The organism is Aeromonas sp. 604282, from assembly GCF_049170575.1.
Lineage (GTDB): Bacteria > Pseudomonadota > Gammaproteobacteria > Enterobacterales > Aeromonadaceae > Aeromonas > Aeromonas veronii_A.
In genome coordinates, this window is sequence record NZ_JAAKMV010000002.1 from 203,858 (window position 1) to 222,634 (window position 18,777).

Genomic DNA, 18,777 nt, shown 5'->3' on the forward strand with positions numbered 1-18,777 from the left:
CAAAAACAACTATTGAGTTGAAGCTCAATACTTTGCGAGCTGGATCACACCAGCAAAACCATGCAACAAAAATCCAGTTATTGCTACATTCATCGCCTGTCCAACCCTACCCGTGAGGGCAATAATGAGCCCAATTCGCAACGCATGACTTAGCCCTTACAGGGAAGGAGAGTGAGATGTTACCCACCATGACCAACGGCAGACTCATCTGCCTGGAGTTGAAGGCCACCAGCAAGGAGGCCCTGTTCGACGAGATGGCACAGATGCTGGCGCGCGAGGGCGCCGTGTCTGATCAACAGCAATTCGTCAAGGATATCTGGGCCCGCGAGCAGCTGGACTGCACCGGCTTCGAGCAGGGTGTCGCCCTGCCCCACGCCAAGAGCAAGGCGGTCAGCCGTCCGGCCATTGCCATCGGTGTCAGCCGTCAGGGTATCGAGTACGGCGCCGAAGATGGCAAGCCGACCCAGCTGATCTTCATGATCGCCTCCCCGGATGGCGGCGCCAACCACCACATCGAAGTGCTGGCGGAGCTCTCTACCCGTCTGCTGGAACCGGGCTTTATCGAGCAGATGAAGGCGGCCACTACCGTCGAGCAAGCCCTGACTCTGCTCAAGCAAGGCCCGAAAATGGAAAAACCCGCCCCTGCCGCCAAACCGGCTGCCACTGCTCCGGTTGAACCCACCGATCGCACCTTCAAGGATCGCCTCAACACCATGAAGCAGCACCTGCTGTTTGGTACCTCCCACATGATCCCCTTCATCGTGGCAGGCGGTGTGCTGCTGTCACTGTCGGTGATGATGAGCGGCAAGGGCGCCGTGCCGGAAGCGGGCTTCCTCAAGGATATGGCGACCATGGGTATCGCCGGCCTGACCCTGTTTACTGCCGTACTGGGTGGCTACATCGCCTACTCGCTGGCTGACAAACCGGGCCTGGCCCCGGGCATGATCGGCTCCTGGATTGCCGTTCAGCACTATCAAACCGGTTTCCTCGGCGCCATTCTGGTGGGCTTTATCGCCGGCTTCGTGGTCAATCAGCTAAAACGGATCAAGCTGCCTGACTCCATGACCTCCCTCGGCTCCATCTTCATCTATCCGCTGATCGGTACCTTCCTGGTGTGTGGCATCGTGATGTGGGGGATCGGTGCCCCGATCGCCGCCATGATGGAAGGGATGAACCACTGGCTCTCCAGCATGGCGGGCTCAGGTAAAGTGATGCTGGGTGCCATTCTGGGTGGTATGACCGCCTTCGATATGGGCGGCCCGGTCAACAAGGTTGCTACCCTGTTTGCCCAGACTCAGGTCAACACCCAGCCCTGGCTGATGGGCGGCGTCGGTATCGCCATCTGTGTACCGCCGCTGGGTATGGCGCTGGCGACCTTCATGTCTCCGAAGCGTTACAAGAAAGAAGAGCGTGAATCCGGTAAAGCGGCCGCCATCATGGGCATGATCGGTATCAGTGAAGGTGCTATCCCGTTCGCCGCTGCTGACCCCATGCGCGTTATCCCGGCCATCGTCGCAGGCGGCATCGTCGGCAACATCACCGGCTTTATGATGCACAGTATCAACCACGCCCCCTGGGGTGGCTGGATTGTCCTGCCGGTTGTTGAAGGCAAGATGGGTTACATCCTGGGCACCATCCTCGGCGCACTGACCACCGCCATCATCGTCAACCTGCTGAAGAAGCCAGTGAGCGAAGAAGATGACGTCACTACCCCCCAAACCAGCTTCGAAGTCATTGAAGCGGAAGGGGAAGCAGACGTACTGGCCATCACTGCCTGCCCGTCTGGCGTAGCCCACACCTTCCTGGCCGCCAAGAGCCTGCAGAAGGCTGCCGCCCAGCAGGGGATCAAGATCAAGGTCGAGACCCAGGGCGCCAACGGCATCATCAACCGCATTACCGCCAAGGATGTCGCCAACGCCCGCTGCGTCATCTTCGCCCACGACGTGGCTATCAAGAACCGCGAGCGCTTCACCGATATCGAAGTCATCGATGTGAAGACCAAGGAGGCGATTCACAATCCGGAAGCACTGCTGGCCCGCACGCAGGGCAACAAGGCAAACGCCGCCTGATAGCAGTCAGACAGCTCATCACAAGGGGCCCATCGCGGGCCCCTTTTCGTTGTCTGCCGAGCAACCGCACATCATCCCACCGACCAAGCAACTGATTTAAAACATATTAACCAGTCACATCACGGATCTTGGCGAGCCGTCACAGAACGGTGACGTGTAAAAAAACAGCAATTGAAGCGCTGGTCAGATCTCATGTCAAATGGCTCCGCCTACTAAACTGGAGCATCACAAAAATGATAAAAATCAATAAATTGGTTCTGGCTGTTACCCTCACCCTCACTACCACCCCCTTGCTGGCGGCCCACTGGGCGTGTGGGGACCACGTGCGTTTCGGCCTCCCCTCCGAATCGGATCAGAAGCTCTGCCGGGAAGGGTATGCCGTCGGTTACAACTACGACTACAAGGTGGCGGACTGGGTCTCCTACCGGATGACCGCCCAGAGCGCACAGGGCACAGTGCCGCGCAAGGATGCCTTCGCCGAGGACAGGGAGATCCCAGTCGCCTACCGCGCCACCCTCTCCGACTACAAGGGCTCGGGCTACGATCGTGGCCATCAGGCCCCGGCAGGGGACATGAAATCGAACAAGAACACCATGAAAGAGAGCTTCCTGCTGAGCAACATGACGCCGCAGATCGGGGTGCTCAACCAGAAGGCGTGGCGCGTGCTGGAGGACAAGGTGAACAAGTGGGCGGTCTCCCGCAAGGATGTGCAGGTGATCACCGGCCCCATCTTTACCGGCTCTGAAGAGTCCATCGGACAGGGTGTGGCGATCCCGAGCGCCTACTACAAGATCGTGATGGACCCGGCCAGACTGCAGGCCATCGCCTTTATCATGCCGCAGGAAGAGGTGCCCATCAGCCAGATCGCCGACTACCGGGTCTCGGTACGCGAGGTGGAAGAGCAGACCCAGCTCAACTTCTTCAGCGATATGCCCGAAGAGCAGCAAGAGACGCTGGAAGCCCGCATCTCCCCGATGTGGAACTGACCGCGAATACTCGTCAGCAGATAGATTGAGACGCCATCAGTCTTGCATCGCAACAGAGGCAGGGGGAGTTAAACTCCCCCTGCCCTTTTCAGATGGCTGCTGACCCGTTGCGGCCACTTTTGCGGCCACTGGTGTGGCATCACCCGACGACTCGCCCCGACTCACAGTTTGCCGCACCGTTAGCTGGTATATTGCCCTCTCTTTGGCACTAACAGACTGAATTGACGCACATTTGCCTTATCCCATCGGCCCACAAGCCGCTGCGCCACGGCGCGATTCAGCCCGACAGAGGACCTTTTGATGAAACAGACCCTTCTTGCCCTCACCCTCGGCGGCCTGCTGGCGCTCTCCCCCCTCGCCCTGCAAGCGGCTGAGAGCTCGATGCAGATGGAGCACGACCTCAATACCCTGGTCAGCAAACGCCAGGCAGTGGACATGCTGCTCGGCGAAGCGCTGCAGATCTACAAGTCGCCAGCCAAGATCTCCCACGCCGGTTTTACCGCCAAGATGCCGAGCAATATGGAGCTGGTGACCGAGCGGCTGCTGGCCGCCTACCAGCTTGAACCCTACCGCACCGACCTGCTCATCTCGGCGGCCAACGCCCAGATCTACAACAGCAACCTGAGCCGCGCCATCACCTTGCTGGAGCAGGCGCAGGCCGTCGCCCCCGATGATCTCGACATCAACAGCTATCTCGCCATCTGGCAGCTGGTGAAGGGCAACAAGGATGCCTCCCGCAGCTATCTGGCGAAAGTGGCTGATCGCAACAGTGGCCGCGCCGCCGATCTGGAGGAGATCATCGCCCGGGTGCAGCGGATCACCGCCGCCCCGCTGCAGACCGAACTGACCGAGGATCAGGTGAAGGCCAGCAGGGAGGGCAAACGCGCCATCGTCACCCTGGGCTACGCCCTCAATCCCGACGGCAGCATGGACAAGATCCTGCTGGGCCGCCTGCAAACCACCCTTGAGCTGGCCAAAGCCGACCCGGAAGCGCTGCTCATCCTGACCGGCGGCGTGCCCCAGAACCGCCAGACCGAGGGCAAGCTGATGGCCGACTGGCTGGCCAACCACGGCATCGATCGCAGCCGCCTGATTGAAGAGAACTACGCCACCAGCACGGTGGATAACGCCCTCTACAGCGCCTATGCCCTCGCCCGCCACCAGATTGACTATGCGGTGCTGGTAAGCTCCGCCAGCCATGTACGCCGCGGCCAGACGGTGCTGGAAATCGCCTGCGACCAGATTGGCCCGGCCAACATCAAGGTGGCGAGCGTCAGCTACCCCGACAAGCCCCTCGAGGAGCTGGCCACCCCGAGCGAGAGCGAGCTGCTCGGCATCTATCGCGACGCCCTGCGCACCTACGGCATGTGGAGCTACCGCTCCGCCCCGCTGATCGAGCGTTGATCGGCCATCAAAATGAAAAAGAGAGGGAGGCGTGATGCCTCCCTCTCTTTTTGTTGACCGATGGTTGGCCAAGCCGCGCCCGTTAGCTGACGATAAAGCCCTGTGAGGGGGCCGCTTTGGGATCGTCACCGAAGCGGTTCGGCCCCTGCTGACCGTTGCAAACCATAAAGTAGATAAGCACCAGGGTGCCGATAATTGGGATAAGCCCGAGCAGCAGCCACCATGCGCTGCGGTCGGTATCGTGCAGGCGACGGGCCGCCACCGCCAGCGATGGAAGCAGCACCGCCAGCGAATAGATGGAGCTGATCAGCTCATTGTCGCCGCCGATCAGCTTGTCCACCATGCCGAGCAGCAACATGGCGATGACGTTGCACAGCACGAACATCCAGTATTCGGTGCGACGGGCCCGCCCGCTGAATACCGCATATTGCTTGAGGACCGAGAGATACCAGTTCATTGCGCCTCCAGACTGTTTTCAAAAACAAGTAGTTGCAGATCCGAACCGAGCTTAGCGCGATCAGTGTCCGGCGTCGATCACCAGCTGCTCCAGATCCTGGCGACTGACCCGTTTGCTGTCCACCTTCACATAGAGCGAACGTTCCTTCCGTGCCAGCAGTACATCGTTCACCCCATCGCAGGCACGGAGTTTCTGCTCCAGTGCAGGGCTCGCCTCCACCCCTTCCGGTAACAGGATGCGCAGACTGCTCACATAGGGGGGCTCCTGCATGGTGAGGCTGACCCCGAGCCAGACAAGGGCCAGCGCAGAGCAGCCGCCAAACACCAGGGCGCCACCACCCAGACTGTAGAGCAGGCCCCCCAGGCTGCCACCGATAGCCACTCCGATAAACTGGCTGGTGGAGTAGATCCCCATGGCCGTCCCCTTGTAACCCGGTGGCGACTCCTTGCTGATCAGGGATGGCAGCAACGCCTCCATCACGTTGAAGCCGATGAAGAAGAGCTGCAGGCCGGCGAGCAGGCCCCACAACTGCAGGCCAGCCTGCCACAGCACCACTTCGGCGCTGAGCATCACCAGCACGCAGATCTGGAACACCAACTTCATCTTTCTGCGCGTCTCGGCATAGATGATGAAGGGCACAACGCTGACGAAGGCGATCAGCATGGTGACCAGATAAGCCTGCCACTGGCTGTCCCGAGGCAGACCCGCTTGCTCCAGCAGCGGCGGCAACGCCACGAAGCTCGACATCAACAGGGTATGCACGCACAAAATGCCGAGATTGAGTTTGAGCAGGCGCGGATTGGTCAGCACAGTGCGCATCCCGCCCCTGACCATGCCGGACTCTCGATTGAGCAGATGAGTTGTCGGTGTCGGCACCAGCCAGAGGGTGACGGCGATGCCCCCCAGCGCCAGCAGGGCGATGAGCCAGAACAGGCCGGAGAGTCCCAGCGCATGAGTAATCAGGGGGCCAGTCACCATGGCAATGGCGAAGGTGATACCAAAGCTCACCCCGATAAAAGCCATCGCCTTGGTGCGGTTCTGTTCGCGGGTGAGATCCGACAAGAGCGCCATCACGGCCGCCGAGATAGCGCCGCTCCCCTGCAGGGCGCGGCCGAGGATCACGCCCCAGATAGAGTGAGTCAGCGCAGCGATCACACTGCCAAGAGCAAACACCAGCAGACCGCCGATGATGAGTGGCTTGCGGCCCACCTTGTCGGAAAGCAAACCGAACGGGATCTGGAACAAAGCCTGGGTCATGCCGTAGATGCCGATGGCCAGGCCAATCAGCGCCTCGGAGGCACCGGCCAGCGACATGCCATAGGTAGTCAACACCGGCAGAACCATAAACATGCCAAGCATGCGCAGAGAGAAGACGGAGCCGAGCGCCCAAGTGGCACGGCGCTCGCCCCTCGTCATGGTGAAATCATTCATGATGGCCTCGATAGTTCAGGGAACAAGGAAGAGTCAAGGGGTGGCCGACACGCACCATGCCACACCCTACACAGGGGAAAAGTACCCGATGGGCGGCCCCATAATAACAGAGCCGGGAAGGTTCCCGGCTCTGGATCTCGTGCAATCGGAAGCAACGCACACTATCGGAGCAACATGCTCACCAGCGCCACAGGCTCGGCCTCTGGCTGGAAGTCTACCGACATCATGACACTCAGACAGGTAATGGTGACGATGGAAAACATAAACAGCTTGCGCGCCCAGAGAGCATCATCAACCAGCTGTTTGTAACCCGACAGCGCCATCCCCAGCCACCAGACACTCACCGCAGTGGCCACCACCAGATACTTGTAGCCGGCGTAACCGCCGAGGAACAGCATCAGGGTCGGCACCATAAAGGCCAGGATGTAGAGGGTAATGTGGTGCTTGGCCACCGAAATTCCCTTCACCACCGGCAACACCGGAATGTTGGCCGCCTGATAATCCTTGAAGCGGAAAATGGCGATCGCATAGGAGTGCGGCATCTGCCACAGGCTGAAGATCGCCAGCAGGATCAAGGCCCCCGAGTCGAACTGACCGCTCACCGCACAGTAGCCGATGACCGGCGGCGCGGCGCCGGAGAGGCTGCCCACCAGGGTGCCGTAGACCGAGTGACGCTTCATGTAGAGGCTGTAGACCCCCACATAGACAATGAAGCCCAGCACCGCCAGCAGAGCGGCCAACGGATTGGCCGCCCAATAGAGCAGTGCAATGCCCGCCATGCCAAGCGCGGTGGCGTACCAGAGCGATACGCCGGGGGCGATCAGCCCCTTCACCAGAGCACGGTTCTTGGTGCGCTCCATGATGCAGTCGATGTCCCGGTCGATGTAGTTGTTGAACACGCAACCGGAGGCCACCACCAGCGAAACACCCACCATGGTCAGAATGAACAGGGGCAGGTCCAGGCTTCCTTTTGAAGCCAGCAGAAATCCCCCGATCACCGAGATGAGGTTGCCGAAGATGATGCCCGGCTTGGTCACTTGCAGGTATTGCTTCATCATTGCCAGCCTGCTCAGTGGACCATCATGTTGATGTTGAGGTTGTACATGATCCACAGGGAACCCACGACCACGATGGCAATGATGAGCACGGTAAAGACCAGTGCCACCAGGTTCCAGCGCTCTTCAGACGAGGTATTCATATGCAGGAAGTAGATCAGATGCACGAAGATCTGCACCACCGCCATGCCAACCACGGTGGCCAGCACGGTGGTGTGGGAGGCGGAGCCATCTATCACCATCCAGAACGGTACGGCAGTCAGGATCAGTGACAGCACGAAGCCGATCAGGTAGCTCTTGGCGCTGCCGTGGCTGGCGCCGTGAGAATCAACGGAATGACTCATTTACATTGCTCCCATCAGATAGACCACGGTAAAGACGCAGATCCACACAACGTCGAGGAAGTGCCAGAACAGGCTCAGGCACATCAGGCGGGAGCGGTTGCGATCGGTCAGCCCCTTCTTGGCCACCTGCACCATCATCACGATGATCCAGATCAGGCCACTGGTCACGTGGATACCGTGAGTACCAACCAGGGTAAAGAAGGCTGAGAGGAAGGCACTGCGATCCGGGCCGTAACCTTCTGCGATCAGGTGATGGAACTCGTAGATCTCCATCGCGATAAAACCGGCACCCAGCACAAAGGTCACCAGCAACCAGCCATTGACGGTAGACACCCGGTTCTTGTTCATCGCCAACATGGCAAAACCGAAGGTGATGGAGCTCAACAGCAGCAGCATGGTTTCGGCAAATACGAACGGCAGTTCGAAGATATCCTTGCCGCTCGGACCGCCGGCAGTGCCGTTGACCAGAACCGCATAGGTTGCAAACAGACATGCAAACAGAATGCAGTCACTCATCAGGTAGATCCAGAAACCAAACACCTTGTTGGCACCGGCATCATGGTGCCCATGGTCATGGGCACTCTCGTGAGTGTGATGTAGAACGTCGGTCGCCATAGCGTCACGCCCCCTTGTTAATGTTGGCAAAATGCTGATCTTCGATGCGCGTGATCTCGTCAACCTGGACGTAGTAGTCCACGTCATCGTTGAAGCTGTGGATGATCCAGCTGCCAATCATGGCGGCAAAGGCAAGGATGGCCATCCACCAGATATGCCAGATCATGGCAAAGCCAAAGACGGCGCTGAAGCCCGCGATGATCACCCCTGCCCCGGTGTTCTTGGGCATGTGGATCGGTGCATACTGCTTGGGCTGCTGATAGGCTGAACCGTTTTGCTTGGCCTCCCAGAAGGCATCCAGACCGGTGATCTTCGGCTCGATGGCGAAGTTGTAGAAGGGCGGCGGTGAAGAGGTCGCCCACTCCAGCGTCCGGCCACCCCAGGGGTCACCACTCACATCACGGTTCTGCTCGCGGTCACGGATGCTGACCACCAGCTGGATCACCTGGCACAAGACACCAAGGGCAATCAGGCCGGCACCACAGGCGGCTACCACCAGCCAGGGGTGGAAGGCCGGATCCAGCTGTTGACTGATGCGGCGGGTCATCCCCATGAAGCCCAGTACGTAAAGCGGCATGAAGGCAACAAAGAAGCCGATAATCCAGCACCAGAAAGCACGCTTGCCCCAGGTTTCATTCAAGGTGAAGCCGAACGCCTTGGGGAACCAGTAGGTGATTCCTGCAAAGCAGCCAAATACCACGGCACCAATGATGACGTTGTGGAAGTGAGCGATGAGGAACAGGCTGTTGTGCAACACGAAGTTGGCCGCCGGCACCGAGAGCAGTACCCCTGTCATGCCACCTATGGTGAAGGTGATGATGAAACCGACGGTCCACAACATGGGTGAGGTGAACTCGATGCGACCACGGTACATGGTGAACAACCAGTTGAAGATCTTCACCCCGGTCGGGATGGAGATGATCATGGTGGTGATGCCGAAGAAGGCATTCACGTTTGCGCCCGAGCCCATGGTGAAGAAGTGGTGCAACCAGACAATGAAGGAGAGCACGGTAATGGCAATGGTCGCCCATACCAGCGAGGTGTAGCCGAACAGCTTCTTCTTGCTGAAGGTGGCCACCACTTCGGAGAAGATCCCGAATACCGGCAACACCAGGATATAAACCTCGGGGTGGCCCCAGGCCCAGATCAGGTTGATGTACATCATCATGTTGCCACCCATGTCATTGGTAAAGAAATGGGTACCCAGATAGCGGTCTGCGGTGAGCAGGGCGATGGTAACGGTCAGGATCGGGAAGGAGGCGATGATCAGTACGTTGGAGCACAAAGCCGTCCAGGTGAACACCGGCAGACGCATCATGGTCATGCCAGGAGCGCGCATCTTGATGATGGTGGCGAAGAAGTTGACGCCAGTCAGCAAGGTACCAAGACCCGAGATCTGCAGACTCCAGATCCAGTAATCAACCCCGACCCCCGGGCTGTACTCCAGCCCGGAGAGGGGCGGATAGGCCAGCCAGCCGGTCTGGGCGAATTCACCGACCCCGAGGGAGACGTTGATCAGCACCACGGCGGCGGCGGTGAACCAGAAGCTGATGTTGTTGAGGAAGGGAAAAGCCACATCACGGGCACCGATCTGGAGCGGCACGACGATATTCATCAGACCGATCACCAGTGGCATGGCCACGAAGAAGATCATGATGACCCCGTGGGCGGTGAAGATCTGGTCGTAGTGATGCGGCGGTAAAATGCCGTCACCACCAGCCGAAGCCATCACCTGCTGGGTACGCATCATCACCGCATCGGCGAAGCCGCGCAGCATCATGACCATACCCAGGATCAGATACATGACCCCAAGACGCTTGTGGTCGACCGAGGTAAGCCACTCTTTCCACAGATATTGCCACTTGCCGAAATAGGTGATCAGGCCGGCAACGGCCAGCCCCCCCAAAATGATACCGGCTACCGTCACCATGATGATGGGTTCATGGAACGGAATGGCATCGAGTGTTAATTTTCCAAACATCGGTTATTCCTCGGATCCTGCTTGCACAGCCTTGTTATCCAACGGCGCGTTCATATGTCCGGCATGCTCCTTCTGCCCGTCATGCGCCATAGCGGCATGGTCCATCTGCATATGTGCCATGTCATCGTGATTCATGGCGGCGCCATGCTCTGAGGGGGCTTTATGGGTCATCCCCTTGTGCTCGCCATGCCCCATGTCACCCATAAACTTGTTGATCAGCTTGACGAAAAGGGCCGGATCGGCACTTGAGAAATACTCCACCGGGTGGTTTTCGCTCTTCTTGGCCAGCGCATTGAACTCATCCATGGTGGTCAGCATCTTGGGAGAGGCCCTGACTTTGGCAACCCAGGCATCAAAACCGGCCTGATCCTGCGTGGCAATCGCCTTGAACTTCATGCCCGAGAAACCGGCTCCGCTATAACTGCTGGAGATACCGTCATACGCGCCTGCTTCATTGGCAATGAGATGCAACTTGGTCTGCATACCTGCCATGGCATAAATTTGCCCGCCCAGCTTGGGAATGAAGAAAGAGTTCATGACTGTGTCTGAAGTCACCCGAAAATTGACGGGGGTATTGACCGGGAATGCTAATTCATTGACCGAGGCAATCCCTAATTCTGGGTAGACAAACAGCCATTTCCAGTCGAGGGAAATGACATCAATCTGGATCGGCTTCACCGTAGAATCCAACGGTTTGTAAGGATCCAGTTCGTGGGACGTTTTCCAGGTAATGGTTGCCAGGATGACGATGATAATAATTGGCACGGTCCACACAACCGCTTCAATTTTATTGGAGTGAGACCAATCCGGAGTATATTTAGCGTTGGTATTTGATGCCCTGTATTTGCGGGCAAAGACCACAGCCATAATAATTACAGGGATCACCACAATTAACATCAGCCCCAAGGCGGTTAATATCAGTGATTTCTGCTCCAGACCAATCTGCCCTTTGGGGTTCATCAAGGCCATGTCGCAGCCGGTCAGCAAGCTGGCCGATGCGAGCAACAGCAAAGCACCCAAGCCCCTCTTTAATTCAAAAGGTCTCATGCAGTGTCCTTATGGTCGCAGGCTAAAGTTGTAAAAACGGGCAACATTGTGATCAGAACCAGAACATGTAAACAACATGAAAAATTAATCCCGAGATTGTGCAAAACTTGGCGAACGCATGTGAAAATTGTTAATCAACCATCCAAGTCACTATAAATAGTGCTTTTCCCTATAATTAATCAACAGAACTGCCATCTCAAATTACAGTTGAACTCTGCACACTAAACTACCAACAAACCTCACATAGTATATGGATATATGAGGCTAAAATTTCGCCCTCCAGCATGAATAATAAACAGCTGCTGGCTACGATGATAAATGACCAATTAAATACATCTGCATTTACATAGTTAAATGCACCCACAGATAGCTGCCCTATATTTCTGCTGCGTTTATTTTTAAAATCGGCTAACCAGAACAAGTCTGTCACTTGGCCCCTTGTTTGAATAATTTGTTTAATAAGTTATTATCAAACTATATAGACGCCATGCGAATATGGCGGTAGGTTGCGTCCTCTTGCTGCTGGTCAGCTACCCATTCCACTCTGTGCTTTTCCATTTTTCATACAGCAGGTATTGCCATGAGTATTACACGCAGAGATTTTCTCAACGGCGTTGCCATTACCATTGCGGCAGGCATCGCCCCCATCAATCTGCTCAAGGCTGCCGAAGGCGGCAGCGCGCTGGCGGATAAAACCCTGGCCTACCCGCCCGCCCTCACCGGCCTGCGCGGTAACCACCCGGGCTCTTTCGAACCGGCCCACAGCATCGCCCGTGACGGCAAGCAGTATGACTTTGCCAATCTCCCTCTTGAGGAAGAGGTCGACCTGGTGATCGTCGGCGCTGGCATCAGCGGTCTGGCCGCCGCCTGCTTCTATCAGCAACTGCTCGGCGCAGATAAGAAGATCCTGCTGCTCGACAACCACGACGACTTTGGCGGCCACGCCAAGCGCAACGAGTTCACCACCCCCGATGGCCTGCGTCTGGGCTACGGCGGCAGTGAATCCCTGCAATCACCGCGCTCGGTATACAGCCCGGTGGCGCTTGGTCTGCTCAAGGCACTGGAGGTCAACATCGACGAGCTGGCCAAAGGGTTCCAGCAGACCTTCTATCCGGATCTGGGGCTGAGCCGCGGCGTCTATTTCGACGAGAAGCACTTTGGCGTCAACAAGATAGTGAACGGGGATCCGGGCCATAACGTAGCGGATGACATCCCGCGCGATCGTCTTAACGGTCGTCCGCTGGCGGAGTTTATCGGTGACTTCCCCCTCGATGATGCCGACAAAGCAGCCCTGTTGGCCCTGCACGAATCGAAGATCGACTACCTGAGCGGCATGACCCGCGAGCAGCAGGACGAGTGGGTCACCCGCAACAGCTACACAACCTTCCTGCGCGATAAAGTGGGTCTGAGCGAGCGGGCAATCACCTACTTCCAGCAGCGTACCAACGACTTCCAGGCGGTCGGCATCGACGCCACCGCCTGCGCCGATGCGCGCCTCTGCGCCTTGCCGGGGTTCGACGGCCTAAATCTGACGCCGCTGGATGCAGAGGAGCAGGCGGAGCTGGACGATCCGTATATCTTCCACTTCCCGGATGGCAACGCCGGCCTCACCCGACTGATGGTGCGCAAGCTCATCCCGCAGGTGGCGCCGGGCCACACCATGCAGGATGTGGTGCTGGCCAAGTTTGACTACAGCAAACTCGACCTGCCCGAGCACAAGGTACGGTTGCGTCTTGGCAGCACGGCGCTACAGGCTAAAAACGTGCGCCTCGCCGATGGCAAGCTGGCGGTGGATGTCACCTACATCAAAGAGGGCAAGCTGCATCGGGTACGGGCCAAGCAGTCGATCATGGCGGGCTACAACATGATGATCCCCTACATGGTGCCCGAGATGCCGGAGCCCCAGAAGGAGGCTCTGCGCCAGAACGTCAAGGCGCCGCTGGTCTACACCAAGGTGGTGATCAAGAACTGGCAAGCATTCGTCAAGCTGGGGGTGCACGAGGTCTACTCCCCCGCAGCCCCCTACAGTCGGGTCAAACTCGACTATCCGGTCAACCTCGGTGGTTATGAGCATCCCAAAAACCCGGATCAGCCCATGTGCCTGCACATGGTCTATGTACCGACCCTGCCGGGCAGCGGCCTGTCGGCACGCGAGCAGTCCCGCAAGGGGCGCGCCATGATCCTCGGCATGCCATTCGAGCAGCACGAGCAGATGATCCGCGAGCAACTGCAGGGGATGCTCGGCAGCGCCGGTTTCAACCATGAGCAGGATATCCTCGCCATCACGGTCAACCGCTGGTCCCACGGCTACTCCTATATCACCAACACCCTGTTTGATGACGAGGAGCAGTGCGAGAAGTGGATCGAGCTGGGTCGCCAACCGATCGGCAACATCACCATCGCCAACTCGGATGCAGGCTGGAGCCCCTACGCCCACGCCGCCATCGACGAAGCGTGGCGCGCCGTCAACGAGCTGGTTGCCATGAGCAAGGGAGGTGCCCAATGAGCCGCGCCCTGTCACTGACTGCCAGCGCCCTGCTGCTGGCCCTGCCGACCCTTGCCGCCCACGCAGCCCCCGCTATGTCGGCAGGGGAATACGTGGCCAAGCTGGGCGATTGCGCCGCCTGTCACACCAGCGAGACCAGCAAGCCGCTGGCAGGCGGCAAAGGATTCCCGACCCCTATCGGCACCGTATTTGCCACCAACATCACCCCCGACAAGACCCACGGTATCGGCAACTACAGCCTGCCGGAGTTCATCAAGGTGATGCGTGAAGGGGTGGCCCGCGACGGCCATCACCTCTATCCGGCCATGCCCTACACCGCCTACGCCAAGATGAGCGATAAGGATCTCGAAGATCTCTATCACTACCTGATGAAGGAGGTGCAACCGCTGGCCATCGCCAACAAAGAGAGCGACATCCCCTGGCCGCTCAACATGCGCTGGCCGCTGATGGGATGGAACTGGATCTACCACGACGACAGCCGCTTCACCCCGGTCGCAGGCAAGAGCGAAGAGTGGAACCGTGGCGCCTATCTGGTGCAGGGTGCCGGTCACTGCGGCAGTTGCCACACTCCGCGCGGGCTTGGCATGCAGGAGAAAGCGCTGACTGAGGCGGACCCTGTCTACCTAAGCGGGGCGGCGCTGGATGGCTGGTATGCCCCCGACATTCGCGGCAGCCGTTACAGCAAGCAGGCGCTGATCGATCTGCTGAAAACCGGCCGCAGCCAACATGAAGCGGTCGCGGGCCCCATGGGGGAAGTGATCACTCACAGCAGCCAGTATTTCAGCGACGCCGATCTGGCCAGCATCGCCACCTATCTCACCGATCTGAAAGATGAGCCGGTCGCGGAGAAAGGGGCCCGTGCCTATGCCAGTGCCAGCGGCAAGGCGGACTACGCCATGTACTGCTCCACCTGTCACGGGGTCAACGGCCAGGGCAATGACCACGTCATTCCCTCGCTGGTGAACAACCGCACCGTGCTGGCGAGCGATCCGTCGAGCCTGATCAACGTGCTGCTACACGGTGCCGAGACGCCCATTACGCAGGGGCATATCGGCTACCATATGCCGGGTTATGCCTGGGCTCTCAACGACGAACAGGTGGCCGAGCTGGTCAACACCCTGCGCGCTTCCTGGGGCAATCAAGGCACCGCCGTCAAGGCAGCGGCGGTCAAGGCCCAGCGCGAGCTGCACGGCAAGGAGTAAGGGCTGTCAGCCCTCTCTTGGCCAAGTGCCATAAAAAACGGGCCTCCACTGGAGGCCCGTTTGCTATTGATTAACCATGTTCCGGTGCTTATCCCTTGCGGGATTTTGGCCCCGGCAGTGGCGCCGTTGGCTGGCGGTAATCGCCATAGGGGAAGATATTGCGAAACCGCTGGGCCACCGGCTCGGGGATAGAGCGGGAGAAGATCAACTTCACACCATCGCCATCGCGCTGCCCCACAATGCGACCGCGTACCGTATCGTGGCGCAGGATCTGTTTGGCATGGTCAATAAAAGCGGGTGAGACCTTGCCCTGCTTGACCACCACCTTGCCGGGAGCAAGGCGGATCTCGAACAGGGCGCCACGCCCCAGCTTCATCAACCACCAGATCAGCGCAATCGCTACGATCAAGGAAATCCAGGCCATCTTCATCCCTCCCAAGGTCTTGATATCAGGCAGTATAAGCGGCCATGCGCTCCGATTGTTTGGCGCCGATCACAGCCCCCGCGTCAGCGCAATAGCGCCCCTTTGCTCAGCAATCCTTGCCCCAGCCCACCAGCGTCTCGCGATAGAGCGCCAGCAAGGCTTCATCGCGCACCGCCACCCCGACCTGCTGCGGACGATAGGCTGCCCAGTCATCGTGGGAGTGGCGCTTGCCATCGAACTTTTGCAGGGTGTGGCCGATGGCCGGACCGCTGGTGATAACCCGTACCGGCCCCTCGCGCAGGGTAAAGAGTGTCGGATCAATCACATAGGCGATGGCGGACGGATCGTGGACGTGGCAACCGGAGAGCCCCAGTTTCTCGGAGTAGAAGCGCAGGTAGAAGCGGCTCACATCCCACAGGAAACGGCCCGGCTCTCCCGCCTTGTCCTTGAGCTCATCAAGATAGGCGCTGCTGAAGAAGCTCTGCTGGGTCACGTCCAGCCCGATGATCACCACCGGCCAGTCGGCGGTAAAGACCCGGTCGGCGGCATCGGGATCGTCGTGAATATTGGCCTCAGCATAGGGAGTGACGTTGCCGCGATGGCCGTTGACGCCAAACGCGCCCCCCATCACCACTACCTGTTTCACCAGCGAGACAATCTCGGGCGCCTGTTGCAGCGCCAGCGCCAGATTGGTGAGCGGGCCGATAGTGACGAGGGTGATCTCCCCCGGCGCGGCTTTCACCGCCTCGACAATATATTGCCAGGCGGGGCGAGGATCCGGGGCTATGGTAACCTCCCCCGCCTCCATGTCGCCAAAGCCGCTCGGGCCGTGGACTATGGTGGTGGGGCCGACCGGCTCGCGCAGCAGCGGGGCGGCAGCGCCTTTGACCACATCCGCCTTCATGCCGTACTTCTGCTTGAGCCAGAGGGCGTTGCGGGTGCCATTGTCGATGGTGGCGTTACCAAAAACAGTGGTGATGGCGAGCAGCTCGATGGCGGGATGAGCCTCGGCAAACAGGATGGCCATGGCATCGTCGATACCCGGATCGGTATCCAGAATGATTTTATGGGTCATGAGAAATTCCTACGGTGACAAACCCTGCGACAAGAGGAAGAGTCTACCCGGCTGACGGTCTCGTATCCCGGCATGGGATCACAGACCGGGCCTTTGCTCCCGACAACGAGACGCAGCTGGCGACAATCTGCATAAAAAAAACGCGGCTCTGTTGCCAGCGCCGCGCCCTTTATCGTTGTTCGTTATCTGCTATCTGGCACAGTTCTGCCTGACTTTGCCCCTCAGTGCTTGCGGTGCCAGCGCGGCGAGGTCGCCTTCTCCCCCCAGGGGGTGACGCAGGGGAGCAGAGCCCCTTCAATCACCATCTCGCTGCCTGCCAGCGCTTCGGCGATCTTCTGGTGCAGCACCCGCAGTACCTTGCCCTCGTGCTCGGCCAGAGAGTGGCCCGCGGCAAAGAATTCCGGCTGATATTGCAGTGCCAGCTTCTGGGCGAATTCGTAGGTGTTGAAGCAATCCGGCATCCGCTCAACCACATCTTCAAGCCGGGCCAACAAGCTGTTCAGTTCCCTGGTCATAGTGCTCTCTCCGTGTAGGTTAATAGCCAAAAACTACCCCTTATTGGATAAGTCACCAACGAGCAAACCACAAAAGTGTGGGGAGACACACAGTTCTCTCTTGCGTCCGGCTCATGGTGAACGGCAGACAGCTTGCCAGCTTTACATTCCGGTAACAAACAGCTAGATTTAGACCGACTAATCAGTCGGTCATTTTTCATGCGGAGAACAACATGGGTGCGGCGCAGCTTCAACACACTCCTGAGGATATCCTCGCCATCAAGATGTCCCTGCCGGATCAGCTGGCGCGGCTCAAGCGGGCGAGTCTGGCTCACCCCATGCCTACCCTGGCCGAGCGCCGGGCGCAGCTGACCAAGCTCAAACAGGCGTTGCTCGCCCACAAGGGACAGCTGTGCAAGGCGCTGGCGGCAGATTATGGTCAGCGCAGCCACTACGACAGCCTGATCGCCGATGTGCTGCCCTGCATCATGCAGATCAACTACACCCAGAAGCGGCTCAAACGCTGGATGCAGCCCCACCGCCGTCACACCGGCCTGCTGCTGGCCCCCGCCAAAGTGGAGGTGCACTTCCAGCCGCTCGGGGTGGTCGGCATTATCGTGCCGTGGAACTTTCCGGTGATGCTGAGCCTTGGCCCCCTCATCACCGCCATCGCGGCGGGCAACCGGGCGATGCTGAAACTCTCCGAGTTCACTCCCCATACCAACGCCGTGCTGCGCACCATGCTCACCAGCGTGTTTGACGAAAACGAGATCGCCATCATCGAGGGAGATGCCCAGATGGCGGCAGCGTTCAGCTCACTGCCGTTCGATCACCTGCTCTTTACCGGCTCCACCATGGTGGGCAAGCTGGTGATGGCCGCCGCCGCGCCCCAGCTCACCCCCCTCACCCTTGAGCTGGGTGGCAAGAGCCCCTGTCTCATCGCCCCCGACATGCCGGTCGCCACCGCGGTCGAGCGGATGATCTTCGGCAAGAGCCTCAACGCCGGGCAGATCTGCGTCGCCCCCGACTATGTGCTGCTGCCCCGCAGCGAGGTGGATAACTTTATCGCCGCCTATCGCCGCCACTTCAGCAAGCTCTACCCGCAGGGGCTCAATAGCGCCGACTACGGCGCCATCATCAACGACCGCCAGTATCAACGTCTCGTCAGCTGGCTCGATGAAGCCGAGCAGGCGGGTGCCCAGCTCCATCCCTGTGGCAGCCCGGCCCGCGACGACCAGCGTCGCCTGCTGGTGCCCCATCTGCTGACCGGGGTGCCGGGTCAGTGTCAGGTAATGCAGCAGGAGATCTTCGGGCCGCTGCTGCCGCTCATCCCCTACGACACCCTGGAGGAGGCGCTCGCCTATGTGGCCGAGCGGCCCCGCCCGCTGGCCCTCTATCTGATGAGCTTCGATCCCGAGTTGCAGGCGCGAGTGACCCGGGAGACCCACTCCGGCGGCATGGCGATCAACGAGAGCCTGTTTCAGGTGGCTGCCGACGATGTGCCGTTTGGCGGCATCGGCGCCTCCGGCATGGGCCACTACCACGGCCACGAGGGGTTTCTTACCTTCTCCAAGGCAAAAACCGTGCTGACCCGCGGCAAGTTCACCACCGGCTCCCTGATCCATCCCCCCTACCACAGCTGGATCCAGAAGCTGATGATGGCCTTCTTCCTGCGCTGATGGAGATG

The 18,777-nt window shown here is 59.1% G+C and carries 16 protein-coding genes; 6 read left to right on the plus strand and 10 right to left on the minus strand.

Annotated elements, in window-relative coordinates; genetic code table 11:
• Positions 1-176: 176 nt before the first annotated feature.
• The 3 genes from G5367_RS03980 to G5367_RS03990 all read left to right on the plus strand — a co-directional run bounded on the left by G5367_RS03980 (position 177) and on the right by G5367_RS03990 (position 4,459).
• Positions 177-2,069 (plus strand): PTS fructose transporter subunit EIIC, encoded by a 1,893-nt coding sequence (locus G5367_RS03980; RefSeq protein WP_421243890.1) that lies wholly within the window; start codon positions 177-179, stop codon positions 2,067-2,069.
• 233 nt (positions 2,070-2,302) lie between these two features.
• On the plus strand, positions 2,303-3,055 hold the full coding sequence (locus G5367_RS03985) for a DNA/RNA non-specific endonuclease (RefSeq protein ID WP_421243891.1): 753 nt from the start codon (positions 2,303-2,305) through the stop codon (positions 3,053-3,055).
• 300 nt (positions 3,056-3,355) lie between these two features.
• Positions 3,356-4,459, plus strand: a complete 1,104-nt coding sequence (locus G5367_RS03990; protein WP_421243892.1) for an ElyC/SanA/YdcF family protein — start codon at positions 3,356-3,358, stop codon at positions 4,457-4,459.
• 82 nt (positions 4,460-4,541) lie between these two features.
• On the opposite strand, the gene G5367_RS03995 is transcribed toward G5367_RS03990, so the two are convergent.
• The 7 genes from G5367_RS03995 to cyoA all read right to left on the minus strand — a co-directional run bounded on the left by G5367_RS03995 (position 4,542) and on the right by cyoA (position 11,389).
• A complete protein-coding gene (locus G5367_RS03995; RefSeq protein ID WP_421243893.1) occupies positions 4,542-4,916 on the minus strand; it encodes a DUF805 domain-containing protein in 375 nt (124 codons plus the stop codon).
• A 60-nt stretch (positions 4,917-4,976) separates the two neighbouring features.
• Positions 4,977-6,347 (minus strand): MFS transporter, encoded by a 1,371-nt coding sequence (locus tag G5367_RS04000; RefSeq protein WP_216978422.1) that lies wholly within the window; start codon positions 6,345-6,347, stop codon positions 4,977-4,979.
• Between the two features lie 161 nt (positions 6,348-6,508).
• Positions 6,509-7,405, minus strand: coding sequence for a heme o synthase (cyoE, locus tag G5367_RS04005; RefSeq protein WP_216978421.1), 897 nt, complete (start codon positions 7,403-7,405; stop codon positions 6,509-6,511).
• A gap of 11 nt (positions 7,406-7,416) precedes the next feature.
• Positions 7,417-7,746 carry a cytochrome o ubiquinol oxidase subunit IV gene (locus G5367_RS04010; protein ID WP_216978420.1) on the minus strand — a complete coding sequence of 110 codons (330 nt, stop codon included), beginning with the start codon at positions 7,744-7,746 and terminating at the stop codon, positions 7,417-7,419.
• On the minus strand, positions 7,747-8,361 hold the full coding sequence (locus G5367_RS04015) for a cytochrome o ubiquinol oxidase subunit III (protein WP_216978419.1): 615 nt from the start codon (positions 8,359-8,361) through the stop codon (positions 7,747-7,749).
• 4 nt (positions 8,362-8,365) lie between these two features.
• A complete protein-coding gene (gene cyoB / locus G5367_RS04020; protein WP_216978418.1) occupies positions 8,366-10,342 on the minus strand; it encodes a cytochrome o ubiquinol oxidase subunit I in 1,977 nt (658 codons plus the stop codon).
• A 3-nt stretch (positions 10,343-10,345) separates the two neighbouring features.
• Positions 10,346-11,389 (minus strand): cytochrome o ubiquinol oxidase subunit II, encoded by a 1,044-nt coding sequence (cyoA, locus tag G5367_RS04025; RefSeq protein ID WP_216978417.1) that lies wholly within the window; start codon positions 11,387-11,389, stop codon positions 10,346-10,348.
• Positions 11,390-11,969: 580 nt separating this feature from the next.
• Here cyoA and G5367_RS04030 point away from each other — a divergent pair.
• Both G5367_RS04030 and G5367_RS04035 read left to right on the plus strand, forming a co-directional pair.
• Positions 11,970-13,895, plus strand: a complete 1,926-nt coding sequence (locus G5367_RS04030; RefSeq protein WP_421243895.1) for an NAD(P)-binding protein — start codon at positions 11,970-11,972, stop codon at positions 13,893-13,895.
• Complete coding sequence (locus tag G5367_RS04035; protein ID WP_421243896.1) at positions 13,892-15,097, plus strand: c-type cytochrome; 1,206 nt, start codon at positions 13,892-13,894, stop codon at positions 15,095-15,097. Before G5367_RS04030 ends, G5367_RS04035 begins: the two co-directional genes overlap by 4 nt.
• A gap of 88 nt (positions 15,098-15,185) precedes the next feature.
• Here the strand turns inward: G5367_RS04035 and G5367_RS04040 are convergent, their stop codons facing one another.
• The 3 genes from G5367_RS04040 to G5367_RS04050 form a co-directional block, all read right to left on the minus strand.
• Entirely contained in the window at positions 15,186-15,521 is a 336-nt protein-coding gene (locus G5367_RS04040; protein ID WP_005347215.1) for a DUF3634 family protein, read from the minus strand.
• Positions 15,522-15,627: 106 nt separating this feature from the next.
• Positions 15,628-16,596, minus strand: coding sequence for a nucleoside hydrolase (locus tag G5367_RS04045; protein ID WP_158109355.1), 969 nt, complete (start codon positions 16,594-16,596; stop codon positions 15,628-15,630).
• A 221-nt stretch (positions 16,597-16,817) separates the two neighbouring features.
• On the minus strand, positions 16,818-17,111 hold the full coding sequence (locus G5367_RS04050; protein WP_005353197.1) for a hypothetical protein: 294 nt from the start codon (positions 17,109-17,111) through the stop codon (positions 16,818-16,820).
• A gap of 212 nt (positions 17,112-17,323) precedes the next feature.
• Here G5367_RS04050 and G5367_RS04055 point away from each other — a divergent pair, with 212 nt between their 5' ends.
• The gene (locus G5367_RS04055) at positions 17,324-18,769 is read left to right on the plus strand and encodes a coniferyl aldehyde dehydrogenase (RefSeq protein ID WP_368171789.1); all 1,446 of its coding nucleotides are present in this window, start codon (positions 17,324-17,326) and stop codon (positions 18,767-18,769) included.
• The last annotated feature ends 8 nt before the right edge of the window (positions 18,770-18,777 follow it).